This is a genomic window from Actinacidiphila sp. bgisy160, from assembly GCF_965342435.1.
Lineage (GTDB): Bacteria > Actinomycetota > Actinomycetes > Streptomycetales > Streptomycetaceae > Actinacidiphila.
Genome location: NZ_CBDRCM010000009.1, coordinates 168,502 through 186,664, shown reverse-complemented (window position 1 = coordinate 186,664; position 18,163 = coordinate 168,502). Strand labels below are relative to the sequence as shown.

Sequence of the window (18,163 nt, the reverse complement as noted above, 5' to 3'; positions counted from 1 at the left end):
TGTCTGCTCGTCTGTTCTCCCTCCCCCCCCCCCCCCCCCACCCCGCACCCCGGACCGGGTCAGGACTCCGCGATGACCACCGCGGACGCGACCCCCGCGTCGTGGCTGAGCGAGATGTGAAACGCCCGCACCCCCAACTGCTCGGCCCGCGCCGCCACCGTCCCCCGGACGATGAGCCGCGGCTGCCCCGAATCCTCCGTGACGACCTCCGCGTCCGACCAGTGCAGCCCTCCGGGCGCCCCCAGCGCCTTCGCGACCGCCTCCTTCGCGGCGAACCGCGCCGCGAGGGAGGCGCTGCCCCGGCGGGCCCCACTGGGGAGGTGGAGCTCGCCGGGCAGGAAGAGCCGCTCGGCCAGGCCGGGGGTGCGCTCCAGAGACTGCTCGAAGCGGTCGATCTCGGCGACGTCGATACCCACCCCGATGATCACGGCGTGATCACTCGACCGTGACGGACTTCGCGAGGTTCCGCGGCTGGTCGACCTCGTTGCCGCGGGCCGTGGCCAGTTCGCACGCGAAGACCTGCAGCGGCACGGTCGCGACCAGCGGCTGCAGCAGCGTCGGGGTCTGCGGCACCCGCACCAGGTGGTCGGCGTAGGGGACGACGGACTCGTCGCCCTCCTCCGCGATGACGATGGTGCGCGCGCCGCGGGCCCGGATCTCCTGGATGTTGGAGACGATCTTGTCGTGCAGCACCGAGCGCCCGCGCGGCGACGGCACGACCACGACGACCGGGAGGTCCTCCTCGATCAGCGCGATGGGGCCGTGCTTGAGTTCGCCGGCGGCGAAGCCCTCGGCATGCATGTAGGCGAGCTCCTTGAGCTTGAGCGCGCCCTCCAGGGCCACGGGGTAGCCCACGTGGCGGCCGAGGAAGAGGACGGTGTTCTTGTCCTTGAGGGAGCGGGCCAGCTCGCGCACCGGCTCCATGGTCTTCAGGACCTGCTCGACCTGACGGGAGATCTGGGAGAGCTCGCGGATGACGGCGAGGATCTCGTCGCCCCACTTCGTGCCGCGCACCTGGCCCAGGTAGAGGGCGACGAGGTAGCAGGCGACGACCTGGGTGAGGAACGCCTTCGTGGAGGCGACGGCGACCTCGGGGCCGGCGTGCGTGTAGAGCACCGCGTCGGACTCTCGGGGGATGGTGGAGCCGTTGGTGTTGCAGATGGCCAGCACCTTGGACCCCTGTTCGCGGGCGTGCCGCAGGGCCATGAGGGTGTCCATGGTCTCGCCGGACTGGCTGATGGCGACCACCAGGGTGCGCGGGGCCAGGATCGGGTCGCGGTAGCGGAACTCGCTGGCGAGCTCGACCTCGCAGGGGATGCGGGTCCAGTGCTCGATCGCGTACTTGGCGATCATGCCCGCGTGGAAGGCGGTGCCGCAGGCGACGATGACGATCTTGTCGACCTCGCGCAGCACGGAGGCGGGGATGCGCACCTCGTCAAGGGTCAGCAGGCCGCTCGCGTCGATCCGGCCCAGCAGCGTGTCGGCGACGGCCTTGGGCTGCTCGGCGATCTCCTTGAGCATGAAGTAGTCGTAGCCGCCCTTCTCGGCGGCGGAGGCGTCCCAGTCGATGTGGTACGGCCGGACGTCGGCGGGCTTGCCCTCGAAGTCCGTCACGGTGACGCCCTCGCGGCGCAGTTCGACGACCTGGTCCTGGCCGAGCTCGATGGCCTCGCGGGTGTGCGCGATGAACGCCGAGACGTCGGAGGCGAGGAAGTTCTCGCCGTCGCCGACGCCCACGACGAGCGGGGAGTTGCGGCGGGCGCCGACCACGACGTCCGGCTCGTCGGCGTGGACGGCCACCAGGGTGAAGGCGCCCTCCAGGCGGCTGCAGACCTGGCGCATGGCCTCGGCGAGGTCCCCGGTGGAGGAGTACGCCTCGGCCAGGAGGTGGGAGACGACCTCGGTGTCGGTCTCGGAGAGCAGGTCGTGGCCGCGCTCGGCCAGTTCGGTGCGCAGGGCGGCGAAGTTCTCGATGATGCCGTTGTGGACGACGGCGACCCGGCCCGCGTTGTCCAGGTGCGGATGCGCGTTGGCGTCCGTGGGGGCGCCGTGGGTGGCCCAGCGGGTGTGCCCGAGGCCGGCGGGACCGGCCGGCAGCGGCCGTTCGTCCAGCAGCTTCTCCAGGTTGACGAGCTTCCCGGCCTTCTTGGCCGCGGCCAGGCCGCCGTCGGCGAGGACGGCGACGCCCGCCGAGTCGTACCCCCGGTACTCCAGACGCTTCAGACCCGCGATGACGACGTCGAGGGCGGACTGACCGCCCACGTATCCAACGATTCCGCACATGTGCCGTAGCCTACGGTCCGACCGGCGCCCGGACCTGACGGATCCTGCCCGACATCGGAATTTCCCACGGACACCAGCCCCTGGCGAGCCGTAGCCCAGAGCAGGAGTCGAGGGCCGGCGGCCGCCGGCCGCGACTGGGGCCGCGGCGTGACGCACCCCACTCCACCGTCCCGTTCGGACTCCGTTAACAATGGACTGTGATCTCACCGGTCTCCTCGATGCCCCAAAGCGCCCACAGACCCAGGTCGGAGGCGACTCCCTACGTCGACCTGACCCGGGCGGAGTGGAGCGCGCTGCGCGACCGTACGCCGCTGCCGCTGACCGCGGAGGAGGTCGAGCGGCTGCGCGGTCTGGGCGACGTCATCGACCTGGACGAGGTGATCGACGTCTACCTGCCGCTGTCGCGGCTGCTCAACCTCTACGTCGGCGCCACCCACGGCCTGCGCGGCGCGGTCAACACCTTCCTCGACGACACCGGGGAGGGCCACGGCTCGCAGGCCGGCACGCCCTTCGTCATCGGGGTCGCCGGCAGCGTCGCGGTCGGCAAGTCGACCACCGCGCGCATCCTGAAGGCGCTGCTCGCCCGCTGGCCCGAGCACCCGCGGGTGGAACTGGTCACCACCGACGGCTTCCTGTTGCCCAAGGCCGAACTCCAGCGCCGCGGGCTGATGTCCCGCAAGGGCTTCCCCGAGTCGTACGACCGGCGCGCCCTGACCCGCTTCGTGGCCGACGTGAAGGCCGGCAAGGACGAGGTGCGCGCGCCCGTCTACTCGCACCTGATCTACGACATCGTGCCGGACGAGGAACTGGTCGTCCGGCGGCCGGACATCCTCATCGTCGAGGGCCTGAACGTCCTGCAGCCCGCCCTGCCGGGCCAGGACGGCCGCACCCGGGTCGCGCTCGCCGACTACTTCGACTTCAGCGTGTACGTGGACGCGCGCACCGAGGACATCGAGCAGTGGTACCTGGCGCGCTTCCGCAAGTTGCGCGAGACCGCCTTCCAGAACCCGCTGTCGTACTTCCACCGCTACACCGAGGTCTCCGAGGAGGAGGCCATGGAGTACGGCCGGCACACCTGGCGCGCCATCAACCAGCCCAATCTGCTGGAGAACGTGCTGCCGACCCGCGGCCGGGCCACCCTGGTCCTGCGCAAGGGCCCCGACCACAAGGTGCGGAGGCTCTCGCTGCGCAAGCTGTAGTCCGCGGACCCCCGGGGTAGCCTGCCCCGCATGCTGCATCTTCGGATGATCGTCCCGCAGGGGAGCACCGACGAGGTCGTGTCCCTCGTCGAGGGGACCGTCGGCGCCACCCACGTCGCCGTGCTGCCAGGAGCGGCCCGCAAGCCGCGTGGGGACATCGTCATGTGCGACGTGGCGCGCGAGGCGGGTGACGAACTGCTGCGGGCGCTGCGGCACATGGGCGTCGCCGACACGGGCTCGATCGCGGTGGAGCACATCGACCTGTCGCTGTCGGCTCGCGCCGCCAAGGCCGAGGAGGAAGCGCCCGGGGAGGGCGCGGACGCCGTGCTGTGGGAGTCGCTGACCGACGCGACCCACGAGGAGTCCACCCTCACCGTCACCTACCTGGCGTTCCTGGCCCTGGCGACGATGCTGGCGGCCTGCGGCGTGATGCTGGACAGCGCGATCCTGATCGTCGGCGCGATGGTCGTCGGCCCCGAGTTCGGCCCGCTGGCGGGTGTGTGCACCGGTCTGGTCCAGCGCCACGGGCGGCTGGCCCGGCGCTCCCTGACGGCGCTGCTGGTGGGCTTCCCAGTGGCGATGGTGCTCACCGGCGGCTTCAACTACCTGATGGACGCCCTCGGCGTCTTCAGCGTGACCGACTTCACGGCCCCGCATCCGTCGACCGCGTTCATCTGGCAGCCGGACGCCAGTTCCTTCGTGGTGGCGTTCCTCGCCGGGATCGCCGGGATCCTCTCGCTGACCTCCGCCAAGTCCGGCGCCCTTGTCGGCGTGGCCATCTCGGTGACCACCGTCCCGGCGGCCGCCAACGCCGCCCTCGCGCTGTCCTACGGCGACTACCGCGAGCTGTGGGGCTCCTCGGCGCAGCTGGGCGTCAACCTGGCCGGCATCGTCGTCGCGGGCGTCCTGACGCTGCTCGCCCAGAAGGGCTTCTGGGCGATGCAGCGCAGGCGGCGTTCGGTGTCGCGCCCGGTCTAGCCGGGTCTAGTCCATGATGCCGACCGAGAATGCCCGGCTCGGCCTTGCACTCGGAGTTGCCGAGACTGACAACAAGCTGGCCCGCGCCTACCGTCAGGTCAACACCACCTCAGCCAGATCGGCCAGGGAATCCAGCATTTGCCGGCAGCATACCGACGGACCGGCCACGTCAAGCATTGATCGTCACGCTTGAGCCGTTCCCCGTCGCCAATGCCAACCTGCCTCACCTGAGCCTGCCCGCCGCCGACATTCCGATCGCCGTCGTCGGAGCCCAGGAAATCGAACGCCTGGTGACGTTGGCCGACACCACCCCCAGCTCTCTCCTCCTGGAGCGAGGGGCCGATCCCCAATGCTCCACGCGGGCGCTCGACGAATGCCTCAATGGGCATGAAAGGGACCGCAACCCGATCCTCGATCAGCGATGGGCGTCCTACCCCTGGGCGACAGCCCGGCTGCCTCCCGTCTCGGATGCGGCGTAGCCGTGCGGCGCTCCTTCACCCAGGCAGCTCTCACTCGGCCCGGATTTCAGCGAGACACCCATCGGGAGGCTTGGCGGTAGGATACGTAGCATGAGTGAGCCCACCGGCAAGTACTCGATCACCATGCCACGCGACATCGCCGAGGCCGCCAAGGCCCGCAGCGGTCCCTCCGGCCTGTCCGCCTACGTCGCCGCTGCCGTAGCCCGGCAGATCGAACGCGACAACCTCAACGAGCTCATCCAGGTCTCCGAGGCTGAGCACGGGCCCGTCACAGACGAGGAGATCCAGGCGTTGCGCGACCAGCTTCACCAGGCCCGGCAGCATCAGACACAGGGCGGGGCGAACGCCGCGTGACCCGCTCTCCCGCCCTTCCCGGCGGCACGTTGGTCCTGGACAGTGAGGGTCTTGCCAAGGCTGTGCAGCGTGACCGGTCCGTCACGGGATGGCTCGCGCTGGCCCGAGCCGACGACCTGCGCGTGATCACGTCCGCGGCAACCCTGGTAGAGGTGGCCCACCCCCGGATCAACCGCCCAGCGCTGGAGTGGACGCTGTCTCGCCTGGTCGTCGAGCCAGTCAGCGAACCGATCGCCCGCCACGCCGCCGCTCTCCTCGCCGACGCGGGGTTGCATGGCCACAAGTACGCCATCGACGCCATGCTCAGCGCCACCGCCCTCGCGGCCCCCGGCCCCGTCACGATCCTCACCTCGGACCCCGAAGACCTGACCGCGCTGTGCGGCGGACAGGCCACCGTGATCAAGATCTGACGCGGCCCCTCACCGATGAGGCAGTTCCTCTCGGCCGACCGCTACTGAGCTGCAGGAGGCGGGCAAGCCCGCCGACCCGTCCGGCTACCGGTGACGGGCACCCTTCCGGGGCCGGCACTGACGGCGGTCAGTGCCAGCCCGTTCGGACCAATGGGCCACCGCGCCGCGGAGCGGACGCACCGGCCCGGGAGCGGGCTTCCGGGCCCCTGGACACACCGAGTGGCTGCCGCCCAGGGGCCCGGGGCCGCGAGGCCGGCAGCCCGACTGCCCGGTCCCCCTTATGACGGAGGGGTGCCGGGCAGCGGGCGCGCGCCGGACGGGATCAGGAGCCGGACGCCGGGTCTAGCGTTGGTCTAGCCGAGCGCGGACTTCACGGCGTCGGCGAGCCGGCCGGCCACGGAGCGGGCGTGGTCGATGTCGGCGGCCTCGACCATGACGCGGACCACCGGCTCGGTGCCGGAGGGGCGCAGCAGCACCCGGCCGGTGGTGCCGAGCTCGGCCTCCGCCTCGGCGACGGCGGCGGACAGCTCGGTGGAGGACCCGACGCGGCTCCTGTCGACGTCCCGGACGTTGATCAGGACCTGCGGCAGCCGCTCCATGACGGCGGCCAGCTCGGCCAGCGAACGGCCGGTGGAGGCGACCCGGGCGGCCAGCATGAGGCCGGTGAGGGTGCCGTCGCCGGTGGTGGCGTGGTCGAGGATGATCACGTGGCCGGACTGCTCGCCGCCGAGCGCGTAACCGTGCTCCTTCATCGACTCCAGCACGTAGCGGTCGCCGACGGCGGTCTGGATCAGGTCGATGCCCTCGCGCTCCATGGCGAGCTTGAAGCCCAGGTTGGACATGACGGTGCCGACGACGGTGTTCTTCCGCAGCCGGTCCGCCTCGCGCATGGCGAGGGCCAGCACGGCCAGGATCTGGTCGCCGTCGACCTCGTTGCCCCGGTGGTCCACGGCCAGGCAGCGGTCGGCGTCGCCGTCGTGGGCGATGCCGAGGTCCGCGCCGTGGTCGATGACGGCGGCCTTGATCAGGTCCAGGTGCGTCGAGCCGCAGCCGTCGTTGATGTTGAGGCCGTCCGGCTGGGCGCCGATGGTGACCACCTCGGCGCCGGCCCGGGCGAAGGCCTCGGGCGAGACGCGGGCGGCGGCGCCATGGGCCTCGTCCAGGACGATCTTCAGGCCGTCCAGGCGGTTCGGCAGGACGCCGATCAGGTGGGCGACGTACTGGTCGAAGCCCTCGTCGTACTCGCGCACACGGCCCACGCCGGCGCCGGTGGGGCGGTCCCAAGGGGCGCCGGTGCGGTGCTCGTCGTAGACGGACTCGATGCGGTCCTCGAGCTCGTCCGCGAGCTTGTGGCCGCCGCGGGCGAAGAACTTGATGCCGTTGTCGGGCATCGGGTTGTGGCTCGCGGAGAGCATCACGCCCAGGTCCGCGCCGAGCGCACCGGTGAGGTAGGCCACGGCCGGGGTCGGCAGCACGCCCACCCGCAGCACGTCGACGCCGGCGCTGGCGAGCCCGGCCACCACCGCGGCCTCCAGGAACTCTCCGGACGCGCGCGGATCCCGTCCCACCACGGCCACCGGCTTGTGGCCCGCGAACGTGCCCGCCTCGGCGAGCACATGCGCCGCAGCGACCGACAGTCCGAGCGCGAGCTCGGCCGTCAGATCCGCGTTCGCGACACCGCGCACACCGTCCGTACCGAAGAGTCGTCCCACGTCTTTCCTCCGAGATGTTGCCGTGCTCCGCCCCGTACCCGTCGGGCGTTCATCCGGTTATACGCCCATACCCCCCGGAATGCGTACGCCCCGGAGACGCACAGAGTGCCTCCGGGGCGTACGTGCAGTGCAGCACGCGCGATGATCAGCGCTTGCTGTACTGCGGCGCCTTGCGGGCCTTCTTCAGACCGGCCTTCTTGCGCTCGATCTCGCGGGCGTCGCGGGTCAGGAAGCCGGCCTTCTTGAGCGGGCCGCGGTTGTTGTCCACGTCCGCCTCATTCAGCGCACGGGCGACGCCCAGGCGCAGCGCACCGGCCTGGCCGGAGATGCCGCCGCCGTTGATGCGGGCGATGACGTCGTAACGGCCGTCGAGCTCGAGGATCTTGAACGGCTCGTTGACTTCCTGCTGGTGCACCTTGTTGGGGAAGTACTCCTCAAGGGTGCGACCGTTGATCGTCCACTTGCCGGAGCCCGGGACGATCCGGACGCGGGCGACGGACTCCTTGCGGCGGCCCGTACCGGCGGCCGGCTGGGGCTCGCCGAAGCGGGAGGCGAGGGACTCGGAGGTGTACTCCTCCGGGATCTCGATGGTCTCCACGATCTCGCCGTCCTCGACGAGAGGGGTCTCAGGGGTGGTCTCGGCCACGATGCTCCTCAGATGCTTTCTGTGTCGGTGGTGGCCGGGACTAGCCCTGCGCGACCTGGCTGATCTCGAACGGAACCGGCTGCTGGGCGCCGTGCGGGTGCTCGGCACCCGCGTACACCTTCAGCTTGGAGAGCATCTGGCGGCCCAGGCTGTTCTTGGGCAGCATGCCCTTGACGGCCTTCTCGATGGCCTTCTCGGGGTTCTTGTCGAGCAGCTCGTCGTAGCGGACGGAACGCAGACCGCCCGGGAAGCCCGAGTGGCGGTAGGCGAGCTTCTGCTGCTTCTTGTTGCCGGAGAGGTGCACCTTGTCGGCGTTGATGATGATGACGAAGTCACCGGTGTCGACGTGAGGCGCATAAATCGGCTTGTGCTTGCCCCTCAGGAGGGACGCTGCCTGGGACGCCAGACGGCCCAGGACGACGTCCTGCGCGTCAATGACGTGCCACTGGCGCTGGACATCGCCGGGCTTGGGGCTGAACGTACGCACGGTCGTAGCCTTCGCTTCTTCAGTGAGTGGGTACTGACAAGGCCACCCGGACGATCACGACAGCCCAATCGCCTGCGGCGACGCATACCGCAGGGCGAACGCTGGTCATCGGCCCGGTGGACCGGCGTAGCGGCCTCTCACGTGAGAACGAGCAAGCCAATACGCATAACGAACCTGCAGAATACCCGCGGCTGCCCGTTCGGGTCAAAACAGCCCGTGCGAGGGCGCGCCCGGACCCCGGTCACCCCCGCTCCCGCACCACCCGTGTCTCGTCCCACACCGGCTCCGGCACCTCCCGGACGACCCCGTCCGCACCGAAGACCAGGTACCGGTCGAAGCTGCGGGCGAACCAGCGGTCGTGCGTGACCGCGAGCACGGTCCCGTCGAACGCCTCCAGCCCCTCCTGCAGCGCCTCCGCCGACTCCAGGTCCAGGTTGTCGGTCGGCTCGTCCAGCAGCAGCGCCGTCGACCCGGCCAGCTCCAGCAGCAGGATCTGGAAGCGCGCCTGCTGCCCGCCCGACAGCTGGTCGAAGCGCTGGTCGCCCTGGCGGTCGAGCTCGTAGCGCCGCAGGGCGGACATCGCCTTGCCGCGGTCGCGCGCGTGCTCGGTCCACAGGATGTCGACCAGGGTGCGCCCCATCAGCTCCGGGTGCGCGTGTGTCTGCGCGAAGTGCCCCGGCACGACCCGCGCGCCCAGCTTCCACTCCCCCGTGTGCCGCACCCCGGGATCACCGGCCAGCAGCCGCAGGAAGTGCGACTTGCCCGAGCCGTTCGAACCGAGGACGGCCACCCGCTCCCCGTAGAAGACCTCCAGGTCGAACGGCTTCATCAGCCCGGTCAGCTCCAGCCGCCCGCAGGTGACGGCGCGCAGCCCGGTGCGCCCGCCGGACAGCCGCATGCGGATGTCCTGCTCGCGCGGCGGCTCCTGCGGCGGCCCCGCCTCCTCGAACTTCCGCAGCCGGGTCTGCGCGGCCCGGTAGCGGGAGGCCATGTCGGGGCTGATGGCCGCCTGCTGACGGAGGGTCAGTACGAGTTTCCTCAGCCGGGCGTGCTCCTCCTCCCAGCGCCGCCGCAGTTCCTCGAAGCGGGCGAAGCGTTCACGGCGCGCCTCGTGGTACGTGGCGAAGCCGCCGCCGTGCACCCACACGTCCGAGCCGGCCGGTCCCGGCTCCACGCTGACGATCTTCTCGGCGGAACGGGCCAGCAGCTCACGGTCGTGGGAGACGAACAGCACCGTCTTCCTGGTCTGCCGCAGCTGCTCCTCCAGCCAGCGCTTGCCGGGGACGTCGAGGTAGTTGTCCGGCTCGTCCAGCAGCAGCACCTGGTCGGTGCCGCGCAGCAGCGCCTCCAGCACCAGCCGCTTCTGCTCGCCGCCTGACAGCGTCCGCACCTCGCGCCACTGGGCCCGCTCGTACGGGACGCCCAGCGCGGCCGTGGTGCACATGTCCCAGACCGTCTCGGCCTCGTAGCCTCGGGCCTCGGCCCAGTCGCTGAGCGCCTGCGCGTAGGCGAGCTGGGCGGCCTCGTCGTCCTGCGCCATGATCTCCAGCTCGGCGGCGTCGACGGCCGCCGCCGCCTCGCGGATGCGCGGCGGCGCGACGGACACCAGCAGGTCCCGCACGGTCCGGTCGTCCCGCACCGAGCCGACGAACTGCGGCATGACACCCAGTCCGCCGCTCACCGCGACCGTGCCGCCGTGCGGCTTCAACTCACCGGAGATCAGCCGCAGGAGGGTCGTCTTGCCGGCGCCGTTCGCCCCGACGAGGGCCACCGCGGCGCCCTCGCCCACCCGGAACGAGACGTCGCCCAGCAACACCCGGCCGTCCGGCAGGTAGTACTCCAGATGCGCAACGTCCACATGTCCCATGCCGTGGATTCTCGTAGCCCGGCCGCCCGCCGCCAAACGGGTTTTCTCCTCTATAGAATCCGCGCCATGACTGACGGGCCGCAGCAGCCGTACAACCCGAACGAAGGATGGACCGCACCGCCGGGACAGCGAGGCGTCCCGGGTGACCCCGGGGAGGAGCGCCAGGTGCTCCGCGGCCAGGTTGTCGGCGGCCCCGACCACCACCCCCAGCAGCCCGCCTGGACCCCGCCCGCCGACTGGGCGCCGCCGGTACCCGGTCAGGGCACCCGGGGCCCCTCGCAGCCGCAGGTCCCGCCGCGCGCGGCGCACGAGCCCGACTGGTCGGCGCTCGCCGAGGAGGCGGCAGCCGGCGCCAGGCGCCGCCGGCTGTTCCTCATAGGCGGCGGCGTCCTCGCCGCCGCGGCCGTCGCCGGGATCGTCACGGTGGCCGTGGTCAGCTCCGGGAGCCCGGGGCCCTCCCCCACCGAGACCGCCTCGGCCCCCGCCTCCGAGGTCCCCCTGCCGCCCGAGCCCTCCTTCTCCGAGGTCTCCCCCGGCCCGACCTACGGTCCGCTGGACTTCCTCTCCACCGCTGCCAAGGACACCGCCCCGCTCAACGTGGGCACCCTCTTCCCCGGCAGCAAGCTGGACTTCTCCGGCGGCCGCTCGTACGTGAAGACCTCCGCCAAGGAGAACGGCGACTGCGCCGGCGCCGCGACCGGCTCGCTGGCCGCGGCCCTCACCCGCAACGGCTGCACCCGCATGATGCGGGTGACGTACACGCGCGGCCGATCCGCGGTCACCATCGGCGTGGCCGTGTTCAAGGACACGGCCTCCGCCAAGAAGCTGGCCAGGACCAACAAGTTCGTGCGCCCGCTGAACGGCGGCGGCGTGACCGACTTCTGCCACGACGTGGCGTGCTGGTCCAAGTCCGGCGCCGTGGGCCGCTACGCGTACTTCACCATCTCCGGTCCCAGGAACGGCGCCGCGGCCACCAGCTCCGACACCGCCTCCCGGCAGGCCGGCCAGGACGGCTTCGACTACGCCTTCAACCGCATCGTCCAGCGCGGCAGGGACCAGGCCGACGCCGCGATGGCCTCCGAGGCCGCCTCGCCGGCCGGCTGACCCCGCCCGACCCGGACCAGAACGGCATGCCCTCCCTGCGTACGCTGCTGACCCTGCCCCGCATGCTCCGCCACGGCGCCGCCGTCGGGGCCGGCCTGCCGCCGGACGAGGCCGTCGTCCTGGACGTCCCCGGCGTCCCGCTGCGCGGCGCGCTCGCCGCGGCGCGCAGCGGCGACCACGGGCCCGCCCGGGAGCTGCTGTCCGCGACCCGGCTGGGATGCCAGTGGGAACTGCGCGACACCTACGTCTCGGAGCTGGCACGGTTCGCCCTGCACAACCCCGGGTGGCTGGACGCCTGGCTGGACGCCGCGCCCGAGGACCCGGACGCGGCGCTGGTCAAGGCCGACCTGTGCGTCCACCAGGCCTGGGAGATACGCAGCGGCGCCCGCGCATCGGAGGTCCCGCCCGAGCAGTTCAAGGCGTTCTTCGCGCTGCTCAAGGACGCGGTGCCGGTGATCGGCGCCGCCGCCGAGCTCAACCCCGCCGACCCTGTGCCGTGGCGCGTCGCACTCACCCACGCGCGGGGCACGCAGTCCTCGCGGGAGATCTTCGACGCGTACTGGGCCGAGGCGGTCGAGCGCGCCCCGCACCACTACGGCTGTCACGCCTCCGCCCTGCAGTACCTGTGCGCCAAGTGGTACGGCACGCACCGCGAGATGTTCGACTTCGCCGAGCAGGCCGCCGAGGAGGCGCTGCCCGGCTCGAAGATCAACGCGTTGCCGCTGCTCGCCGCCGTCGAGTACGACCTCGTGGCGGGCGGGCCCGCCGCCGACGACGCGTCCGGCGCGGACGAGGTCGAGCCGGCCCGCATCGCCGCCGCCGTCGACCGCGCCCTGGAGCTGTCCCGCTGGTACGACCCCGGCGACCCGGAGGCGGCGGAGATCCGCAACCACCTGGCGCTGATGCTGATGCGCGCGAGCCGCTGGGAGGAGGCGCTGGGCGTCTTCCGCGACATCGGCGTGCACGCCACCAGCCTCCCCTGGGCCTACCTGGGCGCGGATCCCCGTCAGGAGTTCCTGGACTTCCGTACCGGGGTGCGCATGCGGGTCGCCACCCGCACCCCGTTCTTCGGCACCCCGCCCCAGGTCCCCGTCCCGGCAGTCGGGCACGAGTGGACGCCGCGCGCCCTGGCGGTGGCCTCCGCACCGCTCACCGCCGTCGCGCAGGCGGCACTGCTGTGCCGGACCGGGCTGCGGCTGGCCCCGGCGGGAGCGGGCTTCACCCATGTCGAGCTGACCGGGGAGGGCAGCCTGGCGGGGGCGGTCGACCTGTTCACGGCGGGCGAGAAGTGGCCCGCCGTCGTCCTGCAGCGCTCGGGCGACCGGTACGGGATCACGTTGTACGCCCGGGGCAGGAAGGTCGCCGCGCACGAATGGGCACCGGGGGCGCCCGTCCCGTCCCTGGAGACCGCCGGAGCCACGGCCGGCGCCCTCGCCGCGGCGTACGGCGTCCGCGACGCACGGCCCCTCACGGCGCTGCTGCGCGGCATGGACGCCCCCGGGCGGCGGCTCGCGGACACGGTGGCGGCACTGGGCCTGCCGGCGCTGCCCGAGGGCTTCGGGGAGCGTCCCACGACGCTCGACGGGGTGCCCGGTGCCCGGGTACTCGCCCCGCGCGGCTTCCTCTCCGGGGTCAGGGGCACCCTGACCACGGAAGACGGCGCGATGCCGCTGCCCCCGCGGGGCGCCGCGGTGCGCCTGCCCGCCCGCTGGTGGGCGACGCGCGCCCTGTACCTGCTGCTGCTCGTCCCGGCCGCCTGCTTCTCCTGGTGGGGTGCCTTCCACGACCGCCTGCGCCCGGTCCCGCTGGTGCTGACGTCCCTGGGCTCGGGCTACGTCCTCACCCAGGTGGTCACGGCACTGCGGCGCCGTGGATGAGCGCGCGGGCAGGCGGCGGACCGGCGCCCGCCGGCCGCGCCCCTCAGGCGCGAGGCAGCGGCAGGGTGCGCATGTTGCGGGCCTCGCGGTTGCGCGCGGCCAGCAGCTCGTCCGCCGGGTAGCCGACCTCCTCCAGGGTCAGCCCGTGCGGCCGCACCACGTTGACCGCCGAGTGCCGCACCCGTCCCGCCAGGACCTCGGCGGGGAAGCCGGCCGACCGGTGGCCGTCGCCGACCAGCAGCATCGACCCGACCAGGGCACGCACCATGTTGTGACAGAAGGCGTCCGCACGGACGGTCGCCACGGCCAGCCCGGAGGCGTCCCGCTCCCAGTGCAGCTCCAGGAGGGTGCGGATGGTCGTCGCGCCCTCCCGCTTCTTGCAGTAGGCCGCGAAGTCGTGCTCGCCGAGCAGCTTGCGCGCCGCTTCGTTCATCAGGTCCACGTCCACCGGCCGGTCGTGCCACAGCACGTGCCCCCGCAGCAGGGGATCGACCCCTCCCTGGTGGTCGCCGACCCGGTAGGCGTAGCGGCGCCAGATCGCGGAGAAGCGCGCGTTGAAGCCGGCCGGGGCCCGCGAGACCTTCCACACCCGTACGTCCCAGGGCAGCCGTCCCGCCAGCCGGCGCAGCAGCTTGCCGCCCTCCAGCGCCCACACGTCCTCCGGCAGGTCGACGTGCGCGACCTGCCCCCGGGCGTGCACACCGGCGTCCGTACGCCCGGCGACGGTCAGCTCGACCGGGTCCGGCAGCCGCAGCACCGTCTGGAGAGCCGACTCCAGCTCCCCCTGCACCGTCCTCCTGCTGCGCTGCTTCGCCCACCCGGAGAACTCGGTTCCGTCGTACGCCAGGTCCAGCCGCACCCGGACGTACCCGGGCTCCACCTCATCGCTTGCCACACTCACCCGCAGATCCTCTCAAACACACGGACGGGCCCGCCCCAGCGATCTGGGTGCGGGCCCGTCCGGTCGGGACGTCAGGCGTCCTTGGACTCCTCGGCCGGAGCCTCGGTGGCCTCGGCCTTGTCCTCGACCTCGGCCGGAGCCTCGGTCTTGGCCTCGGCCTCCTTGACCGCGCGCTTGGTCGCGGCCTCCGCCTCGCCCGTGGCCTGCTGGGCCACGGTCAGCGCCTCCACCAGCTCGATGACGGCCATCGGCGCGTTGTCGCCGCGACGGTTACCGATCTTGGTGATGCGGGTGTAACCACCCGGGCGGTTCTCGTACCGCGGGGCGATCTCGGTGAAGAGCGTGTGGACGACGCTCTTGTCCGTGATCGTCTGCAGCACCAGGCGACGGTTGTGGATGTCGCCCTTCTTCGCCTTGGTGATCAGGCGCTCCGCGACCGGACGCAGACGGCGCGCCTTGGCCTCGGTGGTGGTGATGCGGCCGTGCTCGAACAGCGACTTCGCGAGGTTCGCGAGAAGCAGACGCTCGTGCGCGGCGCTGCCGCCCAGACGGGCACCCTTGGCGGGCTTCGGCATGGTGTTTCTCCTCAATCTCTGCACCGGCCGTGTCAGGTACCGGTGTCAGGGCCCCCCGGGCGGATGCCCGGGGGCAGTCAGATCAGTACTGCTCGGTCTCGACGAAGCCGGCATCGACGTCGTCGTCCGCACCGAAGGTGTCGGCGGCGGAGGTCGGGTCGAATCCGGGCGGGCTGTCCTTGAGGGCCAGGCCCATGCCGGCCAGCTTCGCCTTGACCTCGTCGATCGACTTCGCACCGAAGTTGCGGATGTCGAGCAGGTCCGCCTCGGAGCGCGCCACGAGCTCACCCACCGAGTGGATGCCCTCACGCTTGAGGCAGTTGTAGGAACGGACGGTGAGCTCGAGCTCCTCGATCGGCAGCGCGAGGTCCGCCGCCAGGGCGGCGTCCGTCGGGGACGGGCCCATGTCGATGCCCTCGGCGTCGACGTTCAGCTCGCGGGCGAGACCGAACAGCTCGACGAGGGTCTTGCCGGCCGAGGCCACGGCGTCACGGGGACGCATCGCGGGCTTGGTCTCGACGTCGACGATCAGCTTGTCGAAGTCGGTGCGCTGCTCGACACGGGTCGCCTCGACCTTGTAGCTGACCTTGAGCACCGGGCTGTAGATGGAGTCGACCGGGATACGGCCGATCTCCTGGCCCTGCTGCTTGTTCTGGACGGCGGAGACGTAGCCGCGACCGCGCTCGACGGTCAGCTCCATCTCCAGCTTGCCCTTGCCGTTCAGCGTGGCCAGGACGAGGTCGGGGTTGTGCACCTCGACACCGGCCGGGGGCGCGATGTCGGCGGCGGTGACCACACCCGGGCCCTGCTTGCGCAGGTACATCACGACCGGCTCGTCGTGCTCCGAGGAGACGACCAGCGACTTGATGTTGAGGATGAGGTCGGTGACGTCCTCCTTGACACCCGGCACGGTGGTGAACTCGTGCAGGACGCCGTCGATCCGGATCGAGGTGACGGCGGCACCCGGGATCGAGGAGAGGAGCGTGCGGCGGAGCGAGTTGCCGAGGGTGTAGCCGAAGCCCGGCTCCAGCGGCTCGATCACGAACCGGGAGCGGAACTCGTCGACGACCTCTTCGGTCAACGAGGGGCGCTGAGCGATCAGCATGAGGTATTGCCTCCAGTCTTCGGCACCCACCATTTGATGCCGAGGCTTCAAGGGTACGGGCGGCGCGGCGCGAAAAGCGCCGCACCGCCCGGGACCGTGAGCCCTGCTACTTCGAGTAGAGCTCGACGATCAGCTGCTCCTGCACCTGGGTGTCGATCACCGGGCGCTCGGGCAGGTTGTGCACGAGGATCCGCAGACGCGAGGGGATCGCCTCCAGCCAGGCCGGGACGGTCCTCTCGCCCGCCTCCCCCTGAGCCACCTGGAAGGGGGTCAGGCTACGGGAGGACTGACGGACCTCGACGATGTCGTTCGCGACGACACGGGCCGACGGGATGTCGGTCTTGACGCCGTTCACGAGGAAGTGGCCGTGACGGACCAGCTGCCGCGCATGATCACGCGACTTGGCGAAGCCCGCCCGGTAGACCACGTTGTCCAGCCGGGACTCCAGGATGCGGAGCAGGTTCTCACCGGTCTTGCCGGACCTGCGGTTCGCCTCCTCGTAGTACCCGCGGAACTGCTTCTCAAGGACACCGTAGATACGCGCGCACTTCTGCTTCTCGCGCATCTGCAACAGGTACTCGCTGTCCTTGGTGCGCCCGCGTCCGTGCTCACCCGGGGGGTAAGGACGGATCTCGATCGGGCACTTCGCGCTCTCGCACTTGCTCCCCTTGAGGAAGAGCTTCTGCTTCTCCCGACGGCAACGCTTGCAGTCGGCCCCGGTGTAACGCGCCATTCCTGTTTTTCTCCTACCTGCTCAGCGGATTGCTGATCAGACGCGCCGGCGCTTCGGCGGGCGGCATCCGTTGTGCGGGGTCGGAGTGACGTCCTGGATCGAGCCGACCTCGAGGCCGGTGGCCTGGAGGGAGCGGATCGCGGTCTCACGGCCGGAGCCGGGGCCCTTGACGAACACATCGACCTTGCGCATGCCGTGCTCCTGCGCGCGGCGGGCGGCCGACTCGGCGGCCATCTGCGCGGCGAACGGGGTCGACTTGCGCGAGCCCTTGAAGCCGACGTGGCCGGCGGAGGCCCAGGAGATCACGTTGCCGGACGGGTCCGTGATCGAAACGATGGTGTTGTTGAACGTGCTCTTGATGTGGGCGTGCCCATGAGCGACGTTCTTCTTCTCCTTGCGGCGCACCTTCTTGGCGCCGGCCTGACGGCCCTTCGGAGGCATATGTGGTTACTCCCGGTGGAGGTGGTCGGTCCTACAGCGAAGACCGCTGACGAGCGTCCGCTGAGGACTACTTCTTGCCCGGCTTCTTCTTGCCGGCGATGGCGCGACGCGGGCCCTTGCGGGTGCGGGCGTTGGTGTGGGTCCGCTGACCGTGGACCGGCAGGCCGCGGCGGTGGCGCAGGCCCTGGTAGCAGCCGATCTCCACCTTGCGGCGGATGTCCGCCTGGATCTCGCGACGGAGGTCACCCTCGGTCTTGATGTTGGCGTCCACGTACTCGCGGATCTTGACGAGGTCCTCTTCGTCCAGGTCGCGAACGCGGGTGTTCGGGTTCACGCCGGTGGCGGCGAGGGTCTCCTTGGCCAGGGTGCGGCCAATGCCGAAGACGTAGGTGAGGGCGACTTCCACACGCTTTTCGCGCGGGATGTCAACACCTGAAACGCGTGCCATTCAATGGCTCCTGTTGGTGTTGGGGGTCTTCCGCAGCGCCGCTCCTGGCCGCCGTACGAGGTACGGACCAGGTCCCCGGCCCCCGCCGGAGGTGTCGTCAGCCGGACGGATCCGGCCCGACGGGCGCTGCGTATGTACATGTGTTGCTCGCGTCGCGGGAAGAACTGCGAGGTGCAGGTCGGCGTGCGTCAGCCCTGGCGCTGCTTGTGGCGCAGGTTGTCGCAGATGACCATGACCCGGCCGTGACGGCGGATCACCTTGCACTTGTCGCAGATCTTCTTGACGCTCGGCTTGACCTTCATGGAATTCAGGTTCTCCGGGTCGTGAGATCTACTTGTAGCGGTAGACGATCCGTCCGCGCGTGAGGTCGTAGGGGGACAACTCCACAACGACCCGGTCATCGGGAAGGATGCGGATGTAGTGCATGCGCATCTTGCCACTGATGTGCGCGAGGACCTTGTGACCGTTCTGCAGCTCCACCTTGAACATAGCGTTCGGCAGAGACTCGATCACGGTGCCCTCGATTTCGATGGCGCCTTGCTTCTTGGCCATGTCCTGCTTTCG

The 18,163-nt window shown here is 71.0% G+C and carries 21 protein-coding genes; 7 read left to right on the top strand and 14 right to left on the bottom strand.

Translation table 11 applies throughout. From position 1 onward, the window contains the following. Positions 1-59: 59 nt before the first annotated feature. Together ACRWNP_RS11450 and glmS are read right to left on the bottom strand one after the other, a co-directional pair. On the bottom strand, positions 60-428 hold the full coding sequence (locus tag ACRWNP_RS11450; protein WP_431960968.1) for a holo-ACP synthase: 369 nt from the start codon (positions 426-428) through the stop codon (positions 60-62). A 7-nt stretch (positions 429-435) separates the two neighbouring features. Further along, positions 436-2,283, bottom strand: coding sequence for a glutamine--fructose-6-phosphate transaminase (isomerizing) (gene glmS / locus ACRWNP_RS11445; RefSeq protein ID WP_431960967.1), 1,848 nt, complete (start codon positions 2,281-2,283; stop codon positions 436-438). Between the two features lie 218 nt (positions 2,284-2,501). Between glmS and coaA the strand changes: the two genes are divergently transcribed. From coaA to ACRWNP_RS11420, 5 genes are all read left to right on the top strand, one after another. After that, complete coding sequence (gene coaA / locus ACRWNP_RS11440; protein ID WP_431960978.1) at positions 2,502-3,482, top strand: type I pantothenate kinase; 981 nt, start codon at positions 2,502-2,504, stop codon at positions 3,480-3,482. Positions 3,483-3,512: 30 nt separating this feature from the next. After that, complete coding sequence (locus ACRWNP_RS11435) at positions 3,513-4,460, top strand: DUF389 domain-containing protein (protein WP_431960966.1); 948 nt, start codon at positions 3,513-3,515, stop codon at positions 4,458-4,460. Positions 4,461-4,636: 176 nt separating this feature from the next. Next, the gene (locus tag ACRWNP_RS11430) at positions 4,637-4,939 is read left to right on the top strand and encodes a hypothetical protein (RefSeq protein WP_431960965.1); all 303 of its coding nucleotides are present in this window, start codon (positions 4,637-4,639) and stop codon (positions 4,937-4,939) included. A 90-nt stretch (positions 4,940-5,029) separates the two neighbouring features. Continuing rightward, complete coding sequence (locus tag ACRWNP_RS11425) at positions 5,030-5,293, top strand: CopG family transcriptional regulator (protein WP_431960964.1); 264 nt, start codon at positions 5,030-5,032, stop codon at positions 5,291-5,293. Continuing rightward, positions 5,290-5,703, top strand: a complete 414-nt coding sequence (locus tag ACRWNP_RS11420; RefSeq protein ID WP_431960963.1) for a PIN domain-containing protein — start codon at positions 5,290-5,292, stop codon at positions 5,701-5,703. The genes ACRWNP_RS11425 and ACRWNP_RS11420 overlap by 4 nt, the downstream gene beginning before the upstream one ends. 353 nt (positions 5,704-6,056) lie before the next feature. Here ACRWNP_RS11420 and glmM read toward each other — a convergent pair whose 3' ends face one another. From glmM to ACRWNP_RS11400, 4 genes are all read right to left on the bottom strand, one after another. Further along, positions 6,057-7,415, bottom strand: a complete 1,359-nt coding sequence (gene glmM, locus ACRWNP_RS11415; protein WP_431960962.1) for a phosphoglucosamine mutase — start codon at positions 7,413-7,415, stop codon at positions 6,057-6,059. 145 nt (positions 7,416-7,560) lie between these two features. Continuing rightward, on the bottom strand, positions 7,561-8,061 hold the full coding sequence (gene rpsI / locus ACRWNP_RS11410; RefSeq protein WP_431960961.1) for a 30S ribosomal protein S9: 501 nt from the start codon (positions 8,059-8,061) through the stop codon (positions 7,561-7,563). Between the two features lie 40 nt (positions 8,062-8,101). Further along, a complete protein-coding gene (gene rplM, locus ACRWNP_RS11405) occupies positions 8,102-8,548 on the bottom strand; it encodes a 50S ribosomal protein L13 (protein ID WP_018562765.1) in 447 nt (148 codons plus the stop codon). Between the two features lie 241 nt (positions 8,549-8,789). Beyond that, a complete protein-coding gene (locus ACRWNP_RS11400) occupies positions 8,790-10,415 on the bottom strand; it encodes an ATP-binding cassette domain-containing protein (protein WP_431960960.1) in 1,626 nt (541 codons plus the stop codon). Between the two features lie 66 nt (positions 10,416-10,481). Here ACRWNP_RS11400 and ACRWNP_RS11395 point away from each other — a divergent pair, with 66 nt between their 5' ends. Then, positions 10,482-11,519, top strand: coding sequence for a hypothetical protein (locus ACRWNP_RS11395; RefSeq protein ID WP_431960959.1), 1,038 nt, complete (start codon positions 10,482-10,484; stop codon positions 11,517-11,519). 26 nt (positions 11,520-11,545) lie between these two features. Continuing rightward, entirely contained in the window at positions 11,546-13,396 is a 1,851-nt protein-coding gene (locus tag ACRWNP_RS11390) for a hypothetical protein (RefSeq protein ID WP_431960958.1), read from the top strand. Between the two features lie 43 nt (positions 13,397-13,439). Here the strand turns inward: ACRWNP_RS11390 and truA are convergent, their stop codons facing one another. The 8 genes from truA to infA all read right to left on the bottom strand — a co-directional run bounded on the left by truA (position 13,440) and on the right by infA (position 18,151). Then, positions 13,440-14,297, bottom strand: a complete 858-nt coding sequence (gene truA, locus ACRWNP_RS11385) for a tRNA pseudouridine(38-40) synthase TruA (protein WP_431960957.1) — start codon at positions 14,295-14,297, stop codon at positions 13,440-13,442. 71 nt (positions 14,298-14,368) lie between these two features. Then, the gene (gene rplQ, locus ACRWNP_RS11380) at positions 14,369-14,872 is read right to left on the bottom strand and encodes a 50S ribosomal protein L17 (protein WP_431960956.1); all 504 of its coding nucleotides are present in this window, start codon (positions 14,870-14,872) and stop codon (positions 14,369-14,371) included. Positions 14,873-14,954: 82 nt separating this feature from the next. Further along, on the bottom strand, positions 14,955-15,977 hold the full coding sequence (locus ACRWNP_RS11375; RefSeq protein WP_431960955.1) for a DNA-directed RNA polymerase subunit alpha: 1,023 nt from the start codon (positions 15,975-15,977) through the stop codon (positions 14,955-14,957). A gap of 106 nt (positions 15,978-16,083) precedes the next feature. After that, complete coding sequence (rpsD, locus tag ACRWNP_RS11370; RefSeq protein WP_431960954.1) at positions 16,084-16,710, bottom strand: 30S ribosomal protein S4; 627 nt, start codon at positions 16,708-16,710, stop codon at positions 16,084-16,086. Between the two features lie 36 nt (positions 16,711-16,746). Continuing rightward, on the bottom strand, positions 16,747-17,151 hold the full coding sequence (gene rpsK / locus ACRWNP_RS11365) for a 30S ribosomal protein S11 (RefSeq protein WP_018558890.1): 405 nt from the start codon (positions 17,149-17,151) through the stop codon (positions 16,747-16,749). 67 nt (positions 17,152-17,218) lie between these two features. Further along, positions 17,219-17,599, bottom strand: a complete 381-nt coding sequence (rpsM, locus tag ACRWNP_RS11360) for a 30S ribosomal protein S13 (protein WP_361800616.1) — start codon at positions 17,597-17,599, stop codon at positions 17,219-17,221. 188 nt (positions 17,600-17,787) lie between these two features. Beyond that, positions 17,788-17,901: a 50S ribosomal protein L36 gene (gene rpmJ / locus ACRWNP_RS11355; RefSeq protein ID WP_003956441.1), complete on the bottom strand. Its 114-nt coding sequence runs from the start codon at positions 17,899-17,901 to the stop codon at positions 17,788-17,790. 28 nt (positions 17,902-17,929) lie between these two features. Further along, complete coding sequence (gene infA, locus ACRWNP_RS11350) at positions 17,930-18,151, bottom strand: translation initiation factor IF-1 (protein ID WP_003956442.1); 222 nt, start codon at positions 18,149-18,151, stop codon at positions 17,930-17,932. Positions 18,152-18,163: the final 12 nt, after the last annotated feature.

What these genes read in the sequence shown, in the direction of transcription:
- glmS (WP_431960967.1), bottom strand. Translation starts at nt 2,283, where the DNA reads ATGTGCGGAATCGTTGGATACGTGGGCGGTCAGTCCGCCCTCGACGTC.
- rpmJ (WP_003956441.1), bottom strand. Translation starts at nt 17,901, where the DNA reads ATGAAGGTCAAGCCGAGCGTCAAGAAGATCTGCGACAAGTGCAAGGTG.
- rpsM (WP_361800616.1), bottom strand. Translation starts at nt 17,599, where the DNA reads ATGGCACGCGTTTCAGGTGTTGACATCCCGCGCGAAAAGCGTGTGGAA.
- ACRWNP_RS11425 (WP_431960964.1), top strand. Translation starts at nt 5,030, where the DNA reads ATGAGTGAGCCCACCGGCAAGTACTCGATCACCATGCCACGCGACATC.
- ACRWNP_RS11435 (WP_431960966.1), top strand. Translation starts at nt 3,513, where the DNA reads ATGCTGCATCTTCGGATGATCGTCCCGCAGGGGAGCACCGACGAGGTC.
- rpsD (WP_431960954.1), bottom strand. Translation starts at nt 16,710, where the DNA reads ATGGCGCGTTACACCGGGGCCGACTGCAAGCGTTGCCGTCGGGAGAAG.
- ACRWNP_RS11400 (WP_431960960.1), bottom strand. Translation starts at nt 10,415, where the DNA reads ATGGGACATGTGGACGTTGCGCATCTGGAGTACTACCTGCCGGACGGC.
- coaA (WP_431960978.1), top strand. Translation starts at nt 2,502, where the DNA reads ATGCCCCAAAGCGCCCACAGACCCAGGTCGGAGGCGACTCCCTACGTC.
- rpsK (WP_018558890.1), bottom strand. Translation starts at nt 17,151, where the DNA reads ATGCCTCCGAAGGGCCGTCAGGCCGGCGCCAAGAAGGTGCGCCGCAAG.
- rplQ (WP_431960956.1), bottom strand. Translation starts at nt 14,872, where the DNA reads ATGCCGAAGCCCGCCAAGGGTGCCCGTCTGGGCGGCAGCGCCGCGCAC.
- ACRWNP_RS11390 (WP_431960958.1), top strand. Translation starts at nt 11,546, where the DNA reads ATGCCCTCCCTGCGTACGCTGCTGACCCTGCCCCGCATGCTCCGCCAC.
- ACRWNP_RS11395 (WP_431960959.1), top strand. Translation starts at nt 10,482, where the DNA reads ATGACTGACGGGCCGCAGCAGCCGTACAACCCGAACGAAGGATGGACC.
- infA (WP_003956442.1), bottom strand. Translation starts at nt 18,151, where the DNA reads ATGGCCAAGAAGCAAGGCGCCATCGAAATCGAGGGCACCGTGATCGAG.
- ACRWNP_RS11375 (WP_431960955.1), bottom strand. Translation starts at nt 15,977, where the DNA reads ATGCTGATCGCTCAGCGCCCCTCGTTGACCGAAGAGGTCGTCGACGAG.